The sequence below is a fragment of the Plantactinospora sp. ZYX-F-223 genome, from assembly GCF_039649625.1.
In the GTDB taxonomy this organism is placed as follows: Bacteria; Actinomycetota; Actinomycetes; order Mycobacteriales; family Micromonosporaceae; genus Plantactinospora.
In genome coordinates this window covers 51,277-66,514 of the sequence record NZ_JBDJAV010000043.1, presented here as the reverse complement: position 1 = coordinate 66,514, position 15,238 = coordinate 51,277, and the positions used below count along the sequence as shown (strand labels likewise).

Here is a 15,238-nt window from a genome sequence, read left to right as displayed (position 1 = left end):
CCAACCGGAAGGAGTTTCCCTTGACGATCGACCCGAAAGCCCACCTCCGGCTCGCCCGGCCGACCGGGGATTCCGCCGCGATCGAACGCTTCTACGTCGCCGGGCTCGGCCTGGAGGTGCTGTACCGGGGCTTCGGCAACGGTCCCGGGGAGCACGACCTGGTGATGTTGGGCTGGCCCGGAGCGGGATGGCACCTGGAGATCGTCGGCGGGACCCACCTCACCGTGGCCCCGGCGCCGACCGCCGAGGACCTGCTGGTGCTCTATCTCGCCGGGCCGGTCGACGACGCCCTGGTCGCCCGCCTCGAAGCGGCCGGCGGCCGGCGGGTCTCCCAGGGCCCGTACTGGGATCACTGGGGGGTCACCTTCGAGGACCCGGACGGCTACCGCCTGGTGCTCTGCACCCGCTCCTGGGCGAACGCCGGTGATGGTCGCACTACTTCCGCAAGATAGTGCCCTCGCCGACTCACCTGGCTCACTACTTCGCGGAAACAGCACGATCTTCGCCATCGGGGCGGCGACCCGGACGGACCGGTGCGGGTCAGCGGGCGCCGGGGAGGCGGTCGGCGCGGCCGTTCAGGTAGCGCTGCTGGGCCAGCCCGGTCGCCCGGCGGGCCGCCGCCCGGTACGCCTCGCGGGCCGCGGCCCGGTCTCCGGCCAGCTCCAGCAGGTGTGCCCGGACCGCGTACATCCGGTGGTCGTCGGCGATCCGGTCGTCGGCGGCGAGCCGGTCCAGCAGGTCGAGCCCGGCGCGCGGCCCGGAGGCCATCGCCACCGCCACGGCGTGGTTGAGCGCCACCACCGGATTGGCGGCGATCCGCAGCAGCACCTCGTAGAGTGCGACGATCTGCGGCCAGTCGGTCGCCTCGGCACTGGGCGCCTCGTCGTGCAGGGCCGCGATCGCCGCCTGCACCTGGTACGGCCCGGTCGGCCCGTTCGGCAGCGCCGCGCTGACCAGGGCCACCCCCTCGGCGATCAGCCCGGCGTCCCACCGGCCCCGGTCCTGCTCCGCCATCGGGATCAGCGCGCCGTCCGGACCGGTACGCGCCGGCCGCCGGGCGTCGGTGAGCAGCATCAGTGCCAGCAGCCCGGTCACCTCGGCGTCGTCGGGCAGCATCCGGTGCAGCATCCGGGCCAGCCGGATCGCCTCGGCGGAGAGCTCGGTGCGGTAGAGGGTCGGGCCGGACGTGGTGACGTACCCCTCATTGAAGATCAGGTAGAGCACGTGCAGCACCGCGTCGAGCCGCCCGGCGCGCTCGGCGGCCGGCGGCATCCCGAACGGGATGCCGCTGTCCCTGATCCGCTCTTTGGCCCGGCTGATCCGCCGGGTCATGGTCGACTCCGGCACCAGGAACGCCCGGGCGATCTCCGTGGTGCTCAGGCCGCCGACCGCGCGCAGGGTCAGCGCGATCTGCGAGGCCGCCGAGAGCGCGGGATGGCAGCAGAGGAAGAGGAGTACCAGCGTGTCGTCGGAGTCCGACGGCGCCCGGTCGGCGGCCGGCGCCAGCCACTGCTCGGGGAGTGCCCAGCGTGCCACCCTGTCCTCCCGACGCTGCCGGGCCTGCTCGGCACGGAGCAGGTCGGTGAGCCGGCGTGCCGCGACGGTGATCAACCACGCCCGGGGATTCTCCGGTACGCCCTCGCCCGGCCACTGCGTGGCGGCGGCGAGCAGCGCCTCCTGCACCGCGTCCTCGGCGGTGTCGAAGTGCCCGTACCGGCGGACCAGCGCGCCGAGGACCTGCGGCGCCAGGTGACGCAGCAGGTCCTCGACGTCGTTTCCCGGCACGCTGCGGCCGCCCTACAGATCCTCGATGCCCTCGGCGATCGGCCGGATGTCGACGTACCACTCGTTGGTCAGGGTCGCGTCCTCCGGGTGCGGCGTTCTCGCCAGCTTCGCCGCGATCTCGGTCGCCCGGTCGAAGCTGTCGCACTCCACGATCGTGTAGCCGGCCAGCACCTCCTGGGTCTCCGGGTACGGCCCGTCGGTCACCACCGGCGCCCCGTCGCGCAGTGAGATCCGCCGGGTGTGCACCGGTGCGGTCAGCCCCCGGGCGTCGACGAACTCGCCCGACTCCACCAGGTCGTTGTTCCAGGCCGCCATGAACTCGTGCAGCGCCGCCATGTCCTCCGGCGACCAGGCCGGCGAGCCGTCGCTGCCCTTGCCCGCCATCGCGTCGTAGTCGCGCTGGGATCCGCTCATCATGATCATGTACTTCACGGTGACTCCCTCTCCGGTCGGCACCGCCTCCGGTGCCTGCTCGCTGGAGACGTCGGGGCCGGCGGACGGTTCCGGACATCCGCCCGGGCGGTTCTTCGCTACGCCGGTCCGCCGCTCTGCAGGCCGTCCCAGGACCAGCGGGGGACCGGCAACTCGGCCGGCACCCGGCTGCCCGGCGGCCCGTACTCGAAGACCTCGTCCACGGCCCACCGCAGATAGCCCAGCAGGCTGGCCCGGAACTCCGGATCCTCGGGAAGCCCCGCGTCCTCGACCGCCTGGGCGAAGCAGCGGACGAACCGGTCGCCCAACTCCGGCTCCATGCCCTGTTCGGCGTGGATGCCGAGCATCGCCGAGTGGCCGCCGTACGACTCGGAATAGCGGGGCGGCCCGCCGAAGACCTCGACCCAGTAGCTGGCCAGCCGGGCCACGTGCTCCGGGTTGCGGTCGGCGTGCGAGAAGGGGTGGTTGAGTACCGGGTCCTGGAGGCAGCGCCGGTGATGCGCGGCGGCAAGTTCCAGGAAGGCCGGCTCGCCGCCGGCGTACTCGTAGATCGAGGGCCGAATCATGGGCGGATTCTCGCACCTCAGCCCGCCGGAACACCGTCCTCGGCCAGGCCGCGCCACCGGGTACGGGACACCGCGCTCCAGCACGGCCCGGTGGGAACCCGGGCGCCCGGCCCGGCCGTCTCAGCGGGATGCGCTCACTGATCCGGGTTACCGGCGGCCTCGCCCCGGCCGTCGCGGCGGTCTGCCTGCTCGGCCTGCTCAGCGGCTCGGCGCCCGGGTTCCACCCGGGTACGGTGCCGGAACCGCCGGCCGACCCGGGCACGCTGGTGCTCCAGTTGCGGGAGTGGCGGAGCATGACCGCACCGTACGAGCGGGCGGAACCGCCGGAGTTCACCCTCTACGGTGGCGGCCGGGTGATCGCCGGAGGCCACTGGGAGGGCTCGGTGTACCAGGCCCGCGAGTACGTCCTCGCCCCGGACCGCTACCGGCAGATCTACCGGCTGGCACACGCCGCCGGTCTGGCCCAGGCCCGCCATTTCGACGAGCCGGTGCCCGCCACCGACGGCTCGTTGCTGGTCGCCTCGTTGCGCTCGGCCGGACGGTCGCACACCACCACCATGGTGTCGCCGTCCGAGCGGGACACGGGGGCACGGCGCCGGATAGTGGAGTTCCGCCGGACCGTGCGGGTCCTCGCGCTGCCGGCGGACCGGACCCACGGCGCCGGCTACCGCCCGACCCGGCTGGCCGTACTGGCCACGGGTGGCTGGGGTGCGCCGGGGGACACCAGCCGGTCGCGGCCGTGGCCGGGCCCTGATCTCCTGGCCGGGCTCCGTACCCGGGTCGGTCTCTGCACGCTCCTCGACCCGGCCGGCCCCGACGCCGAGACAGCGGCGCTGGTCCGGGCCGCACCGCTGGCGACCCGCTGGCGCAGCGGCGGGCAACTGCTCAGCGTCGCGATCCGCCCGTTGCTGCCCGACGAGTACGACTGCGTCGACCTCGACCGCCGCACCCCGTGACCGACGGCCGGGTGGCCGCAGTGCTCCGGCTCTCCGGCCGTTCCGGTTTCCGGGCCGTTCCGGCTGTTCCGGTTCGCGGGCGGTTCCGGCTGTTCCGGTTCGCGGGCCGGTCCGGCAGAGGATCCTGCGGTAGGAACCGGCGGGAGCTGCTGCCGGAAGGACCGGCAGGAGGTGCCCCCGGAGGAACCGGCTACAGGTGCTGCCGGAGAAAGTGGAGTTCGAGGGCGAGCAGCCGCTCGGCGGTGCCACCGGCGGCCATGTGGGTGGCGCCGGTCAGCGGGATCACCGAGTGCGGGCGGCCAGCGGCCAGCAGCGCGGCGGAGAGCCGCAGGGTGTGCGCGGCCACCACGTTGTCGTCGGCCAGCCCGTGCACCAGCAGGATCGGCCGGACCTCGTCGGGGGTCCGTACCGGCTCGGCGGCGAGTTCCAGCAGCGAGTGGTGGGCGTACACCTCGGGGCTGTCGGACGGTGTCCCGAGATAGCGCTCGGTGTAGGCGGTGTCGTACAGGCTCCAGTCGGTGACCGGCGCGCCGGCGATGGCGCACCGGAACAGGTCGGGCCGGCGCAGTACCGCCAGCGCGGCCAGCCAGCCCCCGAACGACCAGCCCCGGATCGCCACCCGGCCCAGGTCCAGGTCGGGGTGCTTGCCGGCCAGCGCGGTCAGCGCGTCCGCCTGGTCGGCCAGGATCACGTCGGCCAGCCGCCGGTGCACCACCTTCTCGAAGGACGGCGCCACGCCGGGGGTACCCCGGTTGTCGATGGTGACCACGGCGTAGCCGGCGTCGGCCCACCACTGCCGCTCCAGCCACGCCGACCGGGCGGCCACCACCTCCTGATGGCCGGGGCCGCCGTAGACGTCGAGCAGCACCGGCAGCCGGCGGCCGGCGACGTGGTTGCCGGGATAGACCACCGCGGCCGGCAGCCGGCGGTCGGTGACCCGTTCCAGCGCGGGCCGGGGCGCGTACGGCGGGGTCGCGGCGAGCGAGCGCAGCGTGCCCACCTCACGGTCGCCCTGCCACACCGTCCAGGTGCTGCCGGCCGCGTCGAGCGAGCGGGACTGCACCACGAGTACGTCGCCGCCGACCGTCCCGCTGTGCCAGCCCGGGTCGCCGGTCAGCCGCCGGGCGTCGATCCCGCCGGCCCCGATCGCGGTACGCACCCGGAACAGGTGCTGCTGGCTCGGCTCGCCGTCGCTCCCCTCGACCAGCAGGTCGGGGCTGCCGTTGCGGTTCGGCAGCCAGCCGACCACCCGGCGGACGTAGAGCGCCGGCGGGGTGAGCAGGGTGCCGTCGGCGAAGAGGCAGCGGGCGTCGTACCCGTCGTGCGCGAGTTCGCCGCCGACCAGTACCCGGCCGTCGGGCAGGTGCCGGGGGGTGCCGGCGACCGGGTCGACCCAGCGCGGGTCGGCGAGTTCGGCGTGCACCTGCGTCTCGCCGGTACGCGGGTCCACCGCCAGCACCAGGCCGTGCTGCTGCAACCGGCGCAGTACGGTGATCAGCGGCCCGGTCTCGGCCCACTCCACCGAGACCAGGTAGGGATAGGTCTCCCGGTCCCAGTGCACGTCGACCCAGCCGCCGTCCAGGTCGAGCAGGTGCAGGCTCACCTCGGCGTTCGGCCCGCCGGAGCGCGGGTACGCCACCGAGCGCGGCGGGCTGGCCGGGTCACCGGGGTCGTGCAGGTGCCAGCGGGGCAGCCGGGACTCGTCGACCCGGGCGGCGAGGATGGAGCGCCCGTCCGGCGCCCACCAGTAGCCCCGGAACCGGTCGAACTCCTCGGCCGCGACGAACTCGGCCAGCCCCCAGGTGACCCCGGCGTCCTCGCCGGCCAGCAGGGTGTCGGTGCCGTCGGAGTCGACCACCCGCAACTGCCCGACCCGGTCACCGTCACCGGCGGCGTCGGTGACGTAGGCCAGCCGCTGGCCGGTCGGGTCGGGCCGGGGGTCGACCACCAGGCCGGCGACGGCGACCTCGACCACGTCGCCGTGCACCAGGTCGGCCCGGAACAGCCGGCCGTCGAGGGCGAAGACCGCGACCCGGGCGGCCGGGTCGGTGGCGTAGGAGGCGATGCCGGAGGCGCTCAGCCGGAGCCGTTCGCGCAGCGCCCGCTCGGTCGAGTTCGGCGCGCCGGCCAGGTCGGTGCCGACGGCCGGCCCGGCACCGGCGGCGCCGGCCGGGTGGGCGCCGGCGGCGGCCGCCGCCAGGTCGGTGGGGTCGGCGACCGGACCGGTCCCGGTCGGGTCCGTGTCGGCCGCCGGGTCGGCGAGCAGGTCGGCGGGGTCGGCGACCAGCCGTTCGGTGCCGTCGGCGACGTCCAGCATCCAGAGCGCGTCGGCCGGGTCGGTGGGGCCGCCGGAGCGGAGGAAGACCACCCGCGAGCCGTCGCTCGCCACCGTCACGGCGCGCGGCGCGCCGCGGCTGAACCGGCGGGTACGGGCGGCCAACTCCGGGTAGTCCACATCGTGATCGTAGAGCCGGGCGGTCGGTGATGTGGCGGAGCCGCGCATCGCCGCCCGGTCGGGTACCGGTAGCGGGGTGATCACTCTTCGGAGGCGACGACTAACTCCCTGAGTAGGGTGAGCCGGCCCGGCCGCGTAGAGTTGCCCGGGTGACGAACCCGAACGAGGTGGCCGTCCCGGCCGAGGAGGCCGAGCCGTTCGGTTCCGCCGATCCGGCCCGCCCGGCCCGGCGGCTGCTGCTGGTGCACGCGCATCCCGACGACGAGGCGATCGGCACCGGCGCCACGATGGCGTACTACGTGGCGGCCGGCGCCGGGGTCACCCTGGTCACCTGCACCCTCGGCGAGGAGGGCGAGATCCACGTACCGGCGCTTCACGGGTTGGCCGCCTCCGAGGCCGACCAGCTCGGCGGGTACCGGATCACCGAGCTGGCCGCCGCGTGCGCCGCGCTCGGCGTACGGGACCACCGGTTCCTCGGCGGCGCCGGGCGGTACCGCGACTCGGGCATGATGGGGCTGCCCACCAACGACCACCCGCGGGCCTTCTGGCGGGCCGATCTCGACGAGGCGGCCGGCCACCTGGTCGAGATCATGCGCGAGGTGCGCCCGCAGGTAGTGGTCACTTACGACCCGAACGGCTTCTACGGGCACCCCGACCACATCCAGGCGCACCGGGTGGCGATGCGGGCGGCCGAACTTGCCACCGCCGGGGGCTTCGGACCGGACAAGATCTACTGGACGGCGATGCCGAGGAGCGTGCTGGAGGCGGGTCTGGCCGCCTTCGCCGACGCCGCCGACAACCCGTTCGCCAGCACCGAGCAGGTCGACGACCTCCCGTTCGGTACTCCGGACGAGCAGATCGCGGCCCGGATCGACGGCACCGACCAGCACGCCGCGAAGGAGGCGGCGATGCGGGCGCACGCCACGCAGATCCCGGACGACTCGTGGCTCTACTCGATCGCCAGCAACTTCGGCGGCGAGTTCATGGGTGTGGAGTACTACACCCTGGCCGTCGGCTCCCGGGGCCCGGGCTTCGGCCCGTACGGCTGGGAGGACGACCTCTTCGCCGGGCTACCGGCGGCGGAGGCGACCGCACCGGTCCCGGCCGGCGATGTCCGGCCCGGTGCGACCGCCGTGGTCCCGACGCCCCCGACCGGTACGCCGGCGGAGGCGGGCGCGCGGTGAGTCTGCCGAGCCCGTCCGTGTCCACCCCGCCGGAGCTGGAGCCCGTCCCCCCGCCGCCCGCCGAGCCGTCGGCGGCGCACCGGGCGGTCGACATGGTGCTGCGGGTGGTCGGTGGCGCGGTCGCGGTGGTGGCCGCGGCGGTCACCGTCGTGCTGGAGCTGATCCTGTCGACGCTCCGGGTGGGCGGTGTGCTGATCGGGGTGTCGGTGCTGGTCACCGTGCTGGCGAACGTGGCGCTGGGCTGGTTCGCGCCCCGGGTGGTGGGGCGGCGCTGGGCGCTCGCGCTGCCCGCCGTCGTCTGGTTCGCCCTGATGGTGGTCGCCGTCGGCGGCACCTCCGAGGGTGACGTGTTGATCGCCGCCAACAACTGGGTCGGGCTGGTGATGATCTTCGCTGGCTCGGTGACCTTCGCGGTCATGGGCTTCCGCATGATCATGAATCCGCGCGGCTCCGAGTCCCCGCAGCTCCGGCTCTGACCCCCGGGGCCGCAACGGCTCCTCCCCGCTCCGATCCGCGCCCGCTCGCACCATGGATCCACTCAGCCACGGGTGGTAGAAATCTGTGGCAGGAAGCCCCCGGACGGGTGGGGGCCCGAGGCCAGAGGACGTGCGATGAAGGAGCGTTGGCTGCCGGTCGGAGTACTCGCGGGCGTGCTGTTCGGGATCAACGTCGTGGCCCGTCTGGTGGCCCGGTTCGGGTTCGGTGACAACACCGAGATACAGGACCGGATCTCGTTGGGCATGTTCGCCGCGATCGGGCTGGTCCTGGCGACCCTCGCGTTCCTCCGGGGGCAGCGCCGTCCGCTGCCCGACTGGAGCGGGGAGATGGCACTCGCCGTACTGGTCGCGATGGTGCTGACCATCTTCGTCGGGCCGTTCATCAGCGGCAGCCAGCCGTTCGCCTCGGGGGCCGGGGCGTTCTTCTCGCAGATCTGGCTCTACGCCGGCTTCACCCTCGGCGGCGCACTCGTCGGCTACCTGCTGCTCACCGCGTTCGGCCGGGACTACCGGTCCCAGTCGCTCAAGCGGTACGCCGAGGCCAAGCAGTCCAAGCCCCGCCGGGTCGTACGCCGCTGACTGGTCAGTGCGGCGCGACCCGGGTCTGGTAGGTGTGGTGCGTGCTGAAGCCGAGCCGCCGGTAGAGCGAGACGGCGGCCTCGTTGCGCTCCTCGACCTGGAGGAACGCCCGGGTCGCGCCGAGCCCCGCCGCCCACTCCGCCAGCGCCCGGATCAGGTGCTGGGCCAGCCCTTGCCGCCGGGCCGACGGGACCACCTCGATCAGGCTCAACCCGAGCCAGCGGTGCTGGCCGGTGACCGTGCCCCGGGCCACCGCGATCAACTCCGGCCCGTCGCCCGCGTGGCCGGCGGGCGGCGTGGCGTGGCCGGCGGGTGGGGTGGCGTACAGGTGGGCGAAGCGGACCTGGCGCACGGCGGTGAGGATGTGCCGGGCGGCGGCGGGCAGCTCGGCCGGAGCCCCGGGGGCCGGGGAGTGTCCCGAGCCGCCCGGCGGTCCGGTGCCGGCCGCGTCGAGCCGGGCGTACTGCCGACGCTGTTTCGCCTTGCGCTGGGCGGCCAGGGCGAACCACTCCGGCGAGGGTGTCCCGGCCAGCTCCGGCGCGGGCAGGTCCGGCCGGGCGGGGACGGCGTCCAGGATCGTCGCCAGCGGCGCGGTCTGCACGAGTACCAGCGGCCGGGCCGACCAGCCGCGCTCGTCCAGCGCCGCCCCGACCGGCGCGGCCAGCGGGAGCGGCACGTTGACCATCGCCGGCCGGCCGCGTTCGGCGTACCAGCGCTGCACCGCGTCGATCGCCTCGTCGAGCGGCCGGTCCGGGTCACCCACCGGCAGCGCGGTGTTCGCCCGCCCGGACCAGCCGTCGGCGGTACGCAGCAGCCAGTCGCCGAGCCGTTCGCGTACCGGGGCCGGCCAGGCCTCGTCCGAGGCGAGTTCGAGTTCGACCACCGCCGCCGCGTTCGGGCGCCGGGCCGGCGGCACCCGCTTGGCCCGGTGCACCTCGCGCAGCGGCACCCGGAGCGGCCCGTTCGCGGTGGCCAGGGTGAGATGGGTCTCGGTCAGGTCGACCAGTTCGCCGAGCGCGTCGCTGAACAGGGTGCGTCCGCTCTGATTTCCGACAATCCGGCGAACGACGATCCGGTGTCCCACATCGCGGCGTCCGAGCACGATCGACCCCCTCCCCGGCGACATACTAGGCTCTTACCGTCGCGGTCGATCGCGGCGTGGCTTGCGGAGGAGAAGATCGGTGACCTACATCATCGCCGAGCCGTGCGTGGATGTGCTCGACAAAGCGTGCATCGAGGAGTGCCCGGTCGACTGCATCTACGAAGGCAACCGGATGCTCTACATCCACCCCGACGAGTGCGTGGACTGCGGGGCGTGCGAGCCGGTCTGCCCGGTGGAAGCGATCTTCTACGAAGACGACGTGCCGGAGCAGTGGAAGGACTACACCACCGCCAACTACGAGTTCTTCGAGGACCTCGGCTCGCCCGGTGGCGCCTCCAAGATCGGCAAGATCGAGAAGGACACCCCCTTCGTCGCGGCGCAGCCGCCGCGAGGTGAGCACTGAGCGGCACGACGCCGGTTGCCGGCCGTACCCCCGACGGGGCACGCTCCGGCCGCACCGGCGATCTGCCCGACTTTCCCTGGGACCTGCTCGAACCGGCGAAGGCGCTGGCCGGGCGGCACCCGGACGGGATCGTCGACCTCTCCGTGGGTACCCCGGTCGATCCGGTGCCCGGTGCGATCCGGGCCGCGCTGGCGGCGGCCTCGGACGCGCCCGGCTATCCGCTGACCGCCGGCTCGCAGGCTTTGCGTGCTGCGGTCGCCGAATGGGTGGCCCGGTCCTGCGGGGCCGACCCGGAGACGGTCGGCGTGCTGCCGACCATCGGCTCGAAGGAGCTGGTCGCCTGGCTGCCCACCCTGCTCGGGCTCGGTCCCGGCGACGTGGTGGTGATCCCGCAGGTCTGCTACCCGACGTACGAGGTCGGGGCGTGGCTGGCCGGCGCCGAGGTGGTCCGGGCCGACGCCCTGACCGCGCTCGGCCCGGACCCCCGGGTACGCCTGCTCTGGGTCAACTCGCCGTCCAACCCGACCGGCCGGGTCCTGCCGCCGGAACATCTCCGCAAGGTGGTGGACTGGGCCCGCGAACGCGGCGTCGTGCTGGCCAGCGACGAGTGCTACCTCTCGCTGGGCTGGGAGGAGACGCCGACCTCGATCCTCGACCCGGCGGTCTCCGGCGGCGACCACACCAACCTGCTGGCCGTGCACTCGCTCTCCAAACGTTCCAACCTGGCGGGCTACCGGGCCGGCTTCGTCGCCGGTGACCGGAACATCATCGGCACTCTGCTGGCGGTGCGGAAACATGCCGGGATGATCGTGCCGGCTCCGGTGCAGGCGGCAATGGTCGCGGCGCTCGGCGACGAGACGCACGTGGTCGAGCAGCGCGCCCGATACTCCGCCCGCCGCAAGGTGCTGCGAGACGCGCTGGTCAAGGCCGGTTTCGAGATCACGTACTCCACGGCCGGGCTCTATCTGTGGGCCAGCCGGGGCGAGGACTGCTGGGCCACGGTGGACTGGCTCGCCCGACGGGGCATCCTGGTCGTGCCCGGCGAGCTCTACGGCCCGACCGGCAACCGGCACGTCCGGGTCGCGCTCACCGCGACGGACGAGCGGGTGGCCGCCGCCGCGGACCGGCTGCTCTCCTGATCGACCCCGTCCGGCGAGCGGAGAGCGCTCTCGGAAATGTGCTCGGCACCGCTTGACGGCACGGCAACACGCTCGTAACGATGTATGCACATCTTTCGCGCCTCCGGTGATCGCCGGTGGCGCGAGCCAGAGGGCGTGACACGGCGGACCGCCCGGTCGACGAAGGGACCGGTCCGTGCGTGGGATAACACGATCCTGGCTCGGCGCTGCGCTGAGCCTGCTTCTCGTACTCGTCGGAGTGGCGGTGACACCGCCGGTGGCGAGCGCCGCCCCGGCCTTCACCGTGCTGGTCTTCTCCAAGACCGCCGGCTTCCGGCACGGCTCGATCGGCCCCGGCATCGCGGCCATCCAGCAACTCGGCGCGGCCAACAACTTCGCCGTCGAGGCGACCGAGGACGCCGGGGCGTTCACCGACGCCAACCTGGCCCGGTTCGACGCGGTGGTCTGGCTCTCCACCACCGGGGACGTACTCGACAGCGTGCAGCAGGGCGCCTTCCAGCGCTACATCCAGGCCGGCGGGGGGTACGTCGGGGTGCACGCCGCCTCCGACACCGAGTACGACTGGCCGTGGTACGGCGGGCTGGTCGGGGCGTACTTCGCCTCGCATCCGGCACCGCAGCCGGCCACCCTCAAGGTCGCCGACCGGGTGCACCCGTCCACCCGGACGCTGCCGCTGCGCTGGAACCGCACCGACGAGTGGTACAACTTCCGGGCCAACCCGCGTGGCAAGGTGCACGTGCTGGCCACGCTGGACGAGACGACGTACACCGGCGGGGGCAACGGGCACGACCACCCGATCGCCTGGTGCCACAACTACGACGGCGGGCGGTCCTGGTACACCGGCGGCGGGCACACCGACGAGTCCTTCGCCGAGCCGCTGTTCCGGACCCACCTGCTCGGCGGGCTGCGCAGCGCGGCCGGGGTCGAGCCCGGGGTCTGCGGCGGCACCGTGGAGAGCAGCTTCCAGCAGGTGACCCTGGCCAAGGGGGTGGCCGAGGTCGGCGAGCCGATGAGCCTGACCGTGCTGCCGGACCGGGGCGTGCTGCACACCGCCCGGGACGGCACGATCCGGCACACCGACGCGGTCGGCAACACCAAGGTCGCCGGCCGGCTCGCCGTCTACACCTCGGACGAGGAGGGTTTGCAGGGCATCAAGGCCGACCCCAACTTCGCCACCAACCGCTGGGTGTACCTCTTCTACGCGCCGCCGTTGAACACCCCGGGCGGCGGCGCCCCGGCCACCGGTACGCCGGCCGACTTCGCGCCGTTCAACGGCGTCAACCGGCTCTCCCGGTTCACCGTACGGGCCGACAACACCCTGGACATGGCGAGCGAGACGCTGGTGCTGGACGTGCCGACCAGCCGGGGGATGTGCTGCCACGTCGGCGGGGACATCGACTTCGACGCGGCCGGAAACCTCTATCTCTCCACCGGCGACGACACCAACCCGTTCGACTCGGCCGGGTTCAGCCCGATCGACGAGCGGCCCGGCCGCAACCCGGCGTTCGACGCCCAGCGGACCTCGGCGAACAGCAACGACCTGCGCGGCAAGGTGCTGCGGATCAAGCCGAGCGCGGGCGGTGGCTACACCGTGCCGGCCGGCAACATGTTCGCGCCCGGCACCCCGAACACCCGGCCGGAGATCTACGCGATGGGCTTCCGCAACCCGTTCCGGATGAGCGTCGACAAGGCCACCGGCGCGGTCTACCTCGGTGACTACGGCCCGGACGCGGGCACCGCCGACCCGAACCGGGGACCGGCCGGGCAGGTGGAGTTCGCCCGGATCACCTCGCCCGGCTTCTACGGCTGGCCGTACTGCACCGGCAACAACGACGCGTACAACGAGTTCACCTTCCCGTCCGGGCCGTCGGGGCCGAAGTACAACTGCGCGGGCGGGCCGACCAACGACTCGCCGAACAACACCGGCATCCGCAATCTGCCGGCGGCGGTGCCGGCCTGGCTGCCGTACACCGGGTCGCAGCCGCCGGAGTTCCCGGGTGGTGGGCTCTCCCCGATGGCCGGGCCGGTCTACCGGTACGACCCGAACTCCACCTCCGAGGTGGCCTTCCCGGAGTACTACCACGGCACGTTCTTCGCCGGTGAGTTCGGCCGGCGCTGGATCAGGAACATCGTGCTGGACGAGGCGGGCAAGCCATTCAAGATCAATCCGTTCCCGTGGTCCGGTACCCAGGTGATGGACCTGGAGTTCGGCCCGGACGGTGCGCTCTACGTGCTCGACTACGGCACCGGCTTCTTCAACGGCGACGAGCACTCGGCGGTCTACCGGATCGAGTACGCCCGCAGCGGCCGCGCCCCGAAGCCGGTGGTGGCGGCGACCCCGACCTCCGGGGTGGCGCCGCTGACCGTCAGCTTCTCCTCGGCCGGCACCCTCGACCCGGACGGCGACCCGATCAGCTACGCCTGGGACTTCGACGGCAACGGCAGCACCGACTCCACGGCACCGAACCCGACCTTCACCTACACCACCAACGGCACCCGGAGCGCGACGCTGACCGTCCGGGACTCGACCGGCAAGACCGCCACCGGCAGCGTGGTGATCACGGTTGGCAACACCGCCCCGACGGTCCGGCTGGAGTTGCCGGGCAACGGCCAGACCTTCACCTTCGGCGACACGGTGCCGTTCCGGGTGGTGGTCACCGATCCGCAGGTCGGCACCATCGACTGCTCCCGGGTCAAGGTCAGCTATCTGCTCGGGCACGACGCGCACGCACACCTGCTGACCAGCGCACAGGGCTGCACCGGCACGCTGCGTACCGTCGCCGACGGCGAGCATGACACCGCCGCGAACATCTTCGGGGTGGTGGACGCGGAATACACCGACAACGGTGGGGGCGGGCAGGCGCCGCTGACCACGCACGCGCAGAGCATCCTGCAACCCCGGGTACGCCAGGCCGAGCACTACTCGTCGGCGAACGGCGTACAGACCAGCGCCCCGGGCCAGGCGCACGGCGGCCGGGCGGTCGGCTACATCGACAACGGGGACTGGATCGCGTTCACCCCGTACAACCTGACCGGGGTGCGGTCGTTCTCGGCCCGGGTCGGCGCCAACGTGGGCGGGCACACCCTGGAGTTCCGGATCGGCTCGCCGACCGGGCAGTTGATCGGCGCGGCGACGGTTCCCGCCACCGGCGGCTACGGCGAGTTCCGCGACGTCACCGGCGGCATCACCGCACCGGCCGGCACGCACGAGCTGTACCTCGTGTTCCGGGGCACCGGCGGCGGGCTCTACGACATCGACGAGTTCACCCTGATCGGCGAGGGCGGCGGGCCGGGGCCGGACCCCGAGCCGACCGGCAACCTGGCACTGAACCGGCCGGCGACCGCGTCGAGCGTGCAGGGTGCCGACGTGCCCGCGTCGGCGGCGGTGGACGGCAACCCGGCCACCCGGTGGTCGTCGGCGTTCGCCGACCCGCAGTGGATCACCGTTGACCTCGGAGCGTCGTACCAGCTCAGCCGGGTACGGCTGAACTGGGAGGCGGCGTACGGCAGCGCGTACCAGATCCAGACCTCGACTGACGGCAACGCCTGGACCACCGTGAAGTCGGTGACCGGGGCGGACGGCGGGGTCGACGACCACCCCGGGCTGACCGGCACCGGCCGGTACGTCCGGATCAACGGCACCGCCCGGGGCACCGGCTTCGGCTACTCGCTCTGGGAGGTCGAGGTCTACGGCACCCCGTCCGGCCCGAGCGGTGGCGGCAACCTGCTGCTGAACCGGCCAGCCACCGCGTCCAGCGCGGAGGGTGCCGACGTGCCCGCCTCGGCGGCGGTGGACGGCAACCCGGCCACCCGCTGGTCGTCCGCCTTCACCGATCCACAGTGGATCCGCGTCGACCTCGGCTCGGCGCAGCCGATCGGCCGGGTGAAGCTGGTCTGGGAGGCGGCGTACGGCAGCGCGTACCAGATCCAGACCTCGACCGACGGCAACGCCTGGACCACCGTGAAGTCGGTGACCGGCGGCGACGGCGGCACCGACGAGCACACCGGGCTCGGCGCCACCGGCCGCTACCTGCGGATCAACGGCACCGTCCGGGGCACCGGCTACGGCTACTCGCTCTGGGAACTGGAGGCGTATCCGAGTTGACGGTTCGAGTGTTCGTGTAGCCGCTGACGGGTTCC

At 73.3% G+C, this 15,238-nt stretch carries 12 protein-coding genes and 2 pseudogenes; 8 read left to right on the top strand and 6 right to left on the bottom strand.

What is annotated here, in order from left to right; genetic code table 11:
- The first annotated feature begins 26 nt into the window (after positions 1 to 26).
- Positions 27 to 452, top strand: coding sequence for a VOC family protein (locus tag AAH979_RS33300; protein ID WP_346262112.1), 426 nt, complete (start codon positions 27 to 29; stop codon positions 450 to 452).
- Positions 453 to 540: 88 nt separating this feature from the next.
- Here AAH979_RS33300 and AAH979_RS33295 read toward each other — a convergent pair whose 3' ends face one another.
- The 3 genes from AAH979_RS33295 to AAH979_RS33285 all read right to left on the bottom strand — a co-directional run bounded on the left by AAH979_RS33295 (position 541) and on the right by AAH979_RS33285 (position 2,783).
- A complete protein-coding gene (locus AAH979_RS33295) occupies positions 541 to 1,785 on the bottom strand; it encodes a sigma-70 family RNA polymerase sigma factor (RefSeq protein WP_346262091.1) in 1,245 nt (414 codons plus the stop codon).
- Between the two features lie 12 nt (positions 1,786 to 1,797).
- Positions 1,798 to 2,208: a YciI family protein gene (locus AAH979_RS33290; protein WP_346262111.1), complete on the bottom strand. Its 411-nt coding sequence runs from the start codon at positions 2,206 to 2,208 to the stop codon at positions 1,798 to 1,800.
- A gap of 107 nt (positions 2,209 to 2,315) precedes the next feature.
- A complete protein-coding gene (locus AAH979_RS33285) occupies positions 2,316 to 2,783 on the bottom strand; it encodes a group II truncated hemoglobin (protein WP_346262090.1) in 468 nt (155 codons plus the stop codon).
- 128 nt (positions 2,784 to 2,911) lie between these two features.
- On the opposite strand from AAH979_RS33285, the gene AAH979_RS33280 reads away from it, so the two are divergent.
- The gene (locus AAH979_RS33280) at positions 2,912 to 3,739 is read left to right on the top strand and encodes a hypothetical protein (protein WP_346262089.1); all 828 of its coding nucleotides are present in this window, start codon (positions 2,912 to 2,914) and stop codon (positions 3,737 to 3,739) included.
- Positions 3,740 to 3,929: 190 nt separating this feature from the next.
- Here the strand turns inward: AAH979_RS33280 and AAH979_RS33275 are convergent.
- Both AAH979_RS33275 and AAH979_RS33270 read right to left on the bottom strand, forming a co-directional pair.
- Positions 3,930 to 5,846: pseudogene (locus AAH979_RS33275) on the bottom strand (prolyl oligopeptidase family serine peptidase); the annotation flags it as partial.
- Positions 5,847 to 5,987: 141 nt separating this feature from the next.
- Positions 5,988 to 6,194: pseudogene (locus AAH979_RS33270) on the bottom strand (hypothetical protein); the annotation flags it as partial.
- A 167-nt stretch (positions 6,195 to 6,361) separates the two neighbouring features.
- Here AAH979_RS33270 and mshB point away from each other — a divergent pair.
- The 3 genes from mshB to AAH979_RS33255 all read left to right on the top strand — a co-directional run bounded on the left by mshB (position 6,362) and on the right by AAH979_RS33255 (position 8,454).
- The gene (gene mshB, locus AAH979_RS33265; protein WP_346262110.1) at positions 6,362 to 7,378 is read left to right on the top strand and encodes an N-acetyl-1-D-myo-inositol-2-amino-2-deoxy-alpha-D-glucopyranoside deacetylase; all 1,017 of its coding nucleotides are present in this window, start codon (positions 6,362 to 6,364) and stop codon (positions 7,376 to 7,378) included.
- Positions 7,375 to 7,854, top strand: a complete 480-nt coding sequence (locus AAH979_RS33260; RefSeq protein WP_346262088.1) for a hypothetical protein — start codon at positions 7,375 to 7,377, stop codon at positions 7,852 to 7,854. The genes mshB and AAH979_RS33260 overlap by 4 nt, the downstream gene beginning before the upstream one ends.
- Positions 7,855 to 7,989: 135 nt before the next feature.
- Positions 7,990 to 8,454, top strand: a complete 465-nt coding sequence (locus tag AAH979_RS33255) for a hypothetical protein (RefSeq protein WP_346262087.1) — start codon at positions 7,990 to 7,992, stop codon at positions 8,452 to 8,454.
- A gap of 4 nt (positions 8,455 to 8,458) precedes the next feature.
- Here AAH979_RS33255 and AAH979_RS33250 read toward each other — a convergent pair whose 3' ends face one another.
- Positions 8,459 to 9,556 (bottom strand): GNAT family N-acetyltransferase, encoded by a 1,098-nt coding sequence (locus AAH979_RS33250; RefSeq protein WP_346262086.1) that lies wholly within the window; start codon positions 9,554 to 9,556, stop codon positions 8,459 to 8,461.
- Positions 9,557 to 9,635: 79 nt separating this feature from the next.
- Here AAH979_RS33250 and fdxA point away from each other — a divergent pair, with 79 nt between their 5' ends.
- From fdxA to AAH979_RS33235, 3 genes are all read left to right on the top strand, one after another.
- A complete protein-coding gene (gene fdxA, locus AAH979_RS33245) occupies positions 9,636 to 9,959 on the top strand; it encodes a ferredoxin (protein WP_331209664.1) in 324 nt (107 codons plus the stop codon).
- Positions 9,960 to 10,021: 62 nt separating this feature from the next.
- Positions 10,022 to 11,098, top strand: a complete 1,077-nt coding sequence (gene dapC / locus AAH979_RS33240) for a succinyldiaminopimelate transaminase (RefSeq protein ID WP_346262109.1) — start codon at positions 10,022 to 10,024, stop codon at positions 11,096 to 11,098.
- A 175-nt stretch (positions 11,099 to 11,273) separates the two neighbouring features.
- Complete coding sequence (locus AAH979_RS33235) at positions 11,274 to 15,203, top strand: ThuA domain-containing protein (RefSeq protein ID WP_346262085.1); 3,930 nt, start codon at positions 11,274 to 11,276, stop codon at positions 15,201 to 15,203.
- Positions 15,204 to 15,238 lie beyond the last annotated feature (35 nt).